This is a genomic window from Candidatus Binatia bacterium (assembly GCA_036382395.1).
GTDB lineage: Bacteria > Desulfobacterota > Binatia > HRBIN30 > HRBIN30 > JAGDMS01.
The window spans coordinates 1-6,192 of the sequence record DASVHW010000067.1; the positions used below are offsets into that span (position 1 = coordinate 1).

A 6,192-nucleotide genomic window follows, 5' to 3' on the forward strand; every position below is an offset into this window, starting at 1 on the left:
AAAGGGGCGACACTCGCACTTGGTCCTCGACGGCACTAGGCGTGCGCAGTCCGTTTGCTCTCTTCGAGCAATGTGGGACTCAAGCCCGAATCTTGCGACCCTGCCCCCGAACACCGGTTCGCGGCGTAGCCAAACCTGCCAGGCGCCGGGCGTGCTTGCGCTCCGCGAGCACATCCGACGTGCCGTTCTGTGCTGCTGGTTGGATGGCGATGCCCGTCGTTCTGGCGCGTTGTTCGGCGCCCGGTCGCGTGTGTCCGATCGCTGCCGGGTCGAGGACGGTCGACGCACCCACCGCTTCGGTTGCCGAATGCGGATCTGTGTCCTCTGTGGCCAGGCCTGGCGGTCTCCGCTCGAAATTGCCGGTGACATGCGGTTGACGTGGGAACCGACTTGTGAACGCTGCGTCAGAACAGGTGGGATGCGCTCGAAAGGCTGGATTGAGAGATCGCGGGCCGCCCAGCCTCCACTGGGTAGGGCACACTTGGGTAGTGGCATCTCGAAAAGTGAAAGCAACAATTGTTTCCATCAGCGCAGTAGATGTCGAGGGCCAGATCGTGACCTTGTCGGGATACGACCTACATTCGGTCCTAGATTCTGGCGCCAACGGTGCCGTGATCGAAGCAACAGATAATGCACTTGGCAGACGCGTTGCAATCAAGATCTGGCCGTTGCAGAGACGGCAAGGGGATAACCGGGATAAGCGGATTCAAGCGCTTGCCGAATCGAAGAAACCTGCAGCGCTCAAGCATGAAGGGATAGTCACAGTCCACCGAGTCATTTCTGGGGACACCTTCGTTGCTCTCGACATGGAGTTCCTCGACGGCCAGACGCTGAGAGAGTGGCTCAGGACCTACAAGCGAAACCTCTGGTCGGACGAGCAGGACATGGATCTAATTCATCGCTCAGCAATGTGGGAGCAGGTTCTTGACGCTCTCGAATATGCGCACACGCAAGGCGTTCTTCACGGCGACATCCATGACCGCAATGTCATGATCACGGATCCCGTCAGCCCGAATCCGATTCTTCTCGACTTCGGAACCTCCGTGTTTGCTGGCCGGAATCGACTCTCGCGATCCAATGAGCGTGAGGTAAAGGGGATCATGGAGTTGACGGCGAAAGTATTCCCCGAGTTAGAACACATCCAGATCATGCCCGCGCCAGAGGGACTCACCCCAGGCGAAGCGGTTAGACACTCCAGGGCTGCAGCCGGCATATTGGTGGAACTTGAGGCATGGAGATCCGCCTTCCGTCGCAATGACGATTACCATATTCGCTGGAAACCTGTGGCGATCGCTGGCCACGTCGTGGAGGCACCAGCCCTTCAGCTCGACGGCGTCATAGCTGCAGTCCGGCGCGTGAGCGACGCGGACATGCATCTTGCTTGGATGCTGGCCATGATTGAGTCGCTTGCCGCCGAAGAAATCAAGGGGAGTTCCAGCGGTACTGCTTTCGACACATCGAGACCGTTGGCCGAGCTGGATGTTGCCGCACGCCGCGGGCTGTTGGCTCTCAGGAACCGGTTAGCGTCGACTGGCCGTCCCGAGCACTGATCGGGGCAGAGCACTTTCAAGGCGCGGACCTACAGGCTCTCGAAGTACCCACTTGTGACGGACCAGTCAAACGCCTTCGCAGGCCCAGGCGTAGGTGCCGTTCTGCGCTGCGGACAGGGTGCCTGCAGCGTTCGTTCTGGCGCGTTATTCGGCTGAGAGGTCGTGTTCGCCTGAAGCGAGCGTGGCCTACTCTGTCTTGTGCGCCCGGCAGGCTACTCGCCAACTTGATCGATCCACTCTGGTGGTATGAGCGCATGACCGTCCGCGCGCCATCGCTCGACGACCGCATCAGCAAACCGTTCATCGTCCAGATCCGCGTGCTCAAGCACCAGAACCTGAAAACCCCCTGCAGTCTCGTCGACGAATCGAAACAAGACATCAAACACCCGGGCCAACGAAGCGTGGTCATCGTCGCCAAGCGGCTCTAACCCAGTCGCGTCCGGAGGGAAGTAGACCTGGGACGGTTGATCAAGAACCAGAAAGTGTGGAACTGGACGAGCGTTCTCGGCTAGGAACGTATGGAGACCGACCAAGGCCGCAAGGTGATAGCCGAGCCAATTCGCGCCGCTACCAATCTCACGGAGTCGGTAGCTGCCATGTGCCGTGTCCACGATTACGGTCAGAGCGCGGGCATCTAGCCGCACTGGCGCCGGTGCGTGCTCTAGTTCCAGCTTGGCCGCCACGTCGGTGATCTGGTACGAGATGCGTGACAAGGCAGCTGCGAGGCGCTCGGCCGCAGCATCGGCGTCAAGCTCACGTCGGAGCGCATCGATTTCCTCTTCGATTTCGTGAAGACGATCAAATGCGAACGCCGACTCCGTCTCACGCGACACTGAGTCGAGGAACAGAGAGACTCGCCCACGCACCGCAGCACGCTGCAGAGACGTCTGACGGACGGAATCGAAGGTCTCGATACTCTCAGAAACACGCTCGATGCTTTGTTGGTTCGATCCGAGCTCGATCGTAAGCCCAGACACGCGACCTTCGACGGCGCCCAATGCGGCTTGAATTCTGGGGAGGTCCTGGTTGACATCTGAGATCTCGAGGCTCACCCGTACGAGGTGTTCCTGGATCTCGGCAACCGCGGTGATCGGGTCAGACAGGACGGACTCACAGAGCGGGCAAGCATTGTTGGGTGAGCCCGCATCTGCGTTGAGCCGGAGCAGATTCAGCGACTGCAAACGGCTTCGCCGTTCACCGGCCTCACCCGCGAAATCGGCTTCGTATCTCGCCAGCTTGCGCAGACGGCGTGCCTCGGCCCGAGCCTCGGCGTATGCGAATCGAAGCTGTTCCCTGGCATCGAGAAGATCGGCCAGCTCGTCGGTACGGTCGGCAGGGGGCAGCACCTCGACGTCCGCGTCGAGCACACTCGACAGCGCTTCGATTGCCGCCGAACGTGTCAGCGACGCTGGCTGGGTTGCGAGACCAAGAGCGACGGCCTCAGATAGCAAACCTGCAGCCCGTCCAGGCGCTTGAGCGAGCGCAGTCTCATCGCTGGATCGGCGTTCCAGTTCGCGCAGCTCACGCTCCCGTAGCCGAAGAAGCTCGCGCTTCACGACGTATTCCGGGTCGATCGTCCCGAGGAAGTAGGGCAAGACATCCCGAATTGCCTGCGGGATTCGCTCTTCACCCTGTTTGTGGAAAAGGATGTCGTGGCTAGCTATCTCCCCTTGATCCTGGATGCAGAAGAACAGCGCGTGGCGAATAGTGGCATCGAAGGCCGCCCTACGTCCGCCGCCGGGATCCGTGATATTGTCGTCGATCCCGGCTACCCGAGATAAGACTGCAACTCCCGAATCAAGATCAGAGTTGAGAACACAATCTTCTAGTTCGGGCGCTGGGGCACCTCGATCACGGAAGCTCACGTGCATCTGAGTGCTCGTACCGCGGCCTTCGGCAGGTGCGGGTCGCGCGATGAGCAGTATTCCGTCCTTCGTCTCAAGTTCGAGCGCATATAGACGCACTGTCTGGCGGATGACTCCGGCAGCAACGTGGTACCTGGAGCTCCCGAGGCAATAGTCGATAATGTCGATGATCGAGCTCTTGCCGGTGGCAGATCGGCCGGTCACGATGTTCACCGCATCCAAGCGGAATGGCAGAGTTCGGCGTGCTCCCTCTGCGTTGTACATGTGCAATGCACGGATCTGGAATGTCACGGCGTAAGTCCTAGCATCGCGCACACGGTCGACGGTGCTCCGGCGTGTACCAGCCATCGCCCGAGATACGCGGCGGCTCGCTGCGCGGCCTCTACGTCCCTGCTGTCACTCTTGATTGTTTGGGATGGGCCATTGGCGCCAGTCGTCAATCTCGCGCCGGACATCCTGAGGACGTTGTTAGTGACAGCGAACAGCAGTCCTTCATTCACGATCGAAACCATGCCAGCGACTTTCGGCTGTAGCGCCAGCTGAAGTTCGGGATTGGACGTTATCCAGTTGACGAACTTCGTTGTCACCCTCATTGACAGCGTGGCGCGAGCTTCTGGGTACAGCGCGATCGTGGCAACGATCGGCGCGTAGATGTATGGCATGCCAGCTGCCCCTTCGCCTTCGTGCGCTCTTGCGGCCCGAGAGAGGAGCAGCGCTATCAGCGCTGGGTTCAGTAAGGTCGCAACCTCTGGAGGTTCATGACGACTGTTGCGCCTGGTCATGTTGTGGCCGGTTCGAGTAGAGCCATTAGTCGAGCGGCGAACTCCGGATGCCAGCCGACGCCAGTGTCAGCACGATCAGCCAATATGTGTAGCGATCCACGGACTAGAAATCGCTCCGTGCACTGTTCCCTGATCGGGGGCGCCGTCGCTTCCTCAACCCAGCGGTAAATCTCCCGCGCTACTGCAGTCTTTGCCGCATCGCCCGCGTCGGCGGGTAGTTCTTCAGCGCATCGATCGAAGACGTAGCGCCACTCCTCAATCAATCGGCGTTCATACCGATCGAGCTCGTCGGGTCCGACAAGGCTGTCGCGCGTCCAACGCGAGCGCTGCGTGTAGGCACGTAGATAGTCCCTAACCGCCGACGCGATTCGTGAAGTGCCCACCCCGACCCAGCCAAGCTGCGCAACGAAAAGGTGGTCAGCAAAGGTCTCAGTGTCCGGATCGAGCAACGGCACGTCGCTGTCAATAGGTAGGTTCTCCGGTAGGAATGACTCGCGTAGGTCACTCACGTACGCATCGATCTCTTCACCGCTGACGAAGGTGGCCTGCTCTGTGCGAAAGATTTCGATACACCTCTGAAACCACCAGCCCTCGAGGTGCGATACGAACGCCGACACGTGCGTGCGTCGCACCGACAATCGACACGTCGCTTCGAGAAGGTCCTCCACACGATCGATGTCTGGGTTCTGGGGCACAACGGTAACGCGGTCCAATAGGGCTAGCCGCTCTTCATCGCTGAGGTCCCTCCATGCGGAGTACGCCTTGGCATTGGTCTCCGAGGCGCCAGCGTCCGCGATCGTATTCAGTGCGACGAGCGCGGCGGCCACATCGCGGCTCGAGTCGTCGACGAGGTGCTCGGCAACGGTGCCTGGTGCGGCGGCACTCGTCGTCACGAGGTATAGGTGCGCCGTGGGCAGTGCAATCGAATGATCAGCCACGCCCTCGGCCCAGATCCGAAGCGTTTTCCAGAGATCGCTGCTCGCATTGGTCAGATTCGTCCCCGGCGCGCGGTGCTTGATCTGCAAGAGGCTCCGGTATCCGTCGGCCGAGACAATCTCAATGTCGTCGCCAGCCTCGACGGAAATCTGCCACTCGACGCCGACTCGAAGCAATTCAAGCGCTCGATGCAGCGCGTACCGCATCTGCATCGCGTAACCGGCCGCCGCGGCGCTCGCGTCGAAGGTACCCGGCATACCGGGAGTACCACTAGTCGCCATGCTGCAGACTATCTCCCCTGCGACCCGGTGGAGTCCTGATCGCGCGCGACACGCAGGCTACTGAGTCCAGCGCAAGCGCGTGCACCGTACCCAACGATCAATCAGACTGTGATCGAACTTCGCTGCCGCAGAACGATCCATCCCCAGGCAGGGGCCGGATGACCGGACTGAGCGAACATTCCGAGCAGACCGAAGGCTCGGGCAGCGCCCTGTCAAGCTGGTCGGCACCGGGATCAGGACAGAATGCGGGACGCGTGCACGCTGTGGCGTTGAGCGGTCCAAAGCACAGAACGACGCCATCGCCAACTCCGGCGGACCGGCGGGAACGCGCCCGAACCGGCGTTCTGCGTGGCCCGCCGAAGACGTATCCGGCAACGGCGTGACGGTACCGATCGACGGATCTGGAGTGCAACCGGTGCCCCATAACGCGCGTCGTCAACCGTGCTGAGAGTGACTCCGAACACCGGTTCGGTGGGGCAGGTTACCCCATTAACGGCACGGCGTGCTTGCTTTTGCGAGCAACCCACCCCGCTGGTTCCGAAAAGCCCGATTACGTTACGGCTGCGTCAATCGCTGTTCGCCGCCTCGATCACCTCGTGCGTGTGGGTTATCGGGTTACAGCGAGTTCGAGACCCCAGTACCTCCTGCCCCGTGTAATCCCGGGCACGGACCGTTAATGATGGGGGGGTCCATAGATGGTCACCATCTTGGTGACGATCTATGCAGGCACCGCTTCATCGGACACAAACGGGACGTGCAGCGATTTCGCAGCTCTCTT

Annotated in this window: 4 protein-coding genes; 1 reads left to right on the forward strand and 3 read right to left on the reverse strand. The window is 60.7% G+C overall.

Annotated elements, in window-relative coordinates; genetic code table 11:
- Positions 1-503: 503 nt before the first annotated feature.
- Complete coding sequence (locus tag VF515_03765; protein ID HEX7406751.1) at positions 504-1,550, forward strand: protein kinase; 1,047 nt, start codon at positions 504-506, stop codon at positions 1,548-1,550.
- Between the two features lie 212 nt (positions 1,551-1,762).
- Here the strand turns inward: VF515_03765 and VF515_03770 are convergent, their stop codons facing one another.
- Genes VF515_03770 through VF515_03780 form a run of 3 tightly spaced genes read right to left on the reverse strand, consistent with a single transcriptional unit; the run spans position 1,763 to position 5,414 of the window.
- Complete coding sequence (locus VF515_03770; GenBank protein ID HEX7406752.1) at positions 1,763-3,706, reverse strand: DUF3732 domain-containing protein; 1,944 nt, start codon at positions 3,704-3,706, stop codon at positions 1,763-1,765.
- Entirely contained in the window at positions 3,703-4,197 is a 495-nt protein-coding gene (locus VF515_03775; GenBank protein HEX7406753.1) for a three component ABC system middle component, read from the reverse strand. Before VF515_03775 ends, VF515_03770 begins: the two co-directional genes overlap by 4 nt.
- The gene (locus tag VF515_03780; protein HEX7406754.1) at positions 4,194-5,414 is read right to left on the reverse strand and encodes an ABC-three component system protein; all 1,221 of its coding nucleotides are present in this window, start codon (positions 5,412-5,414) and stop codon (positions 4,194-4,196) included. Before VF515_03780 ends, VF515_03775 begins: the two co-directional genes overlap by 4 nt.
- Between the last annotated feature and the right edge of the window lie 778 nt (positions 5,415-6,192).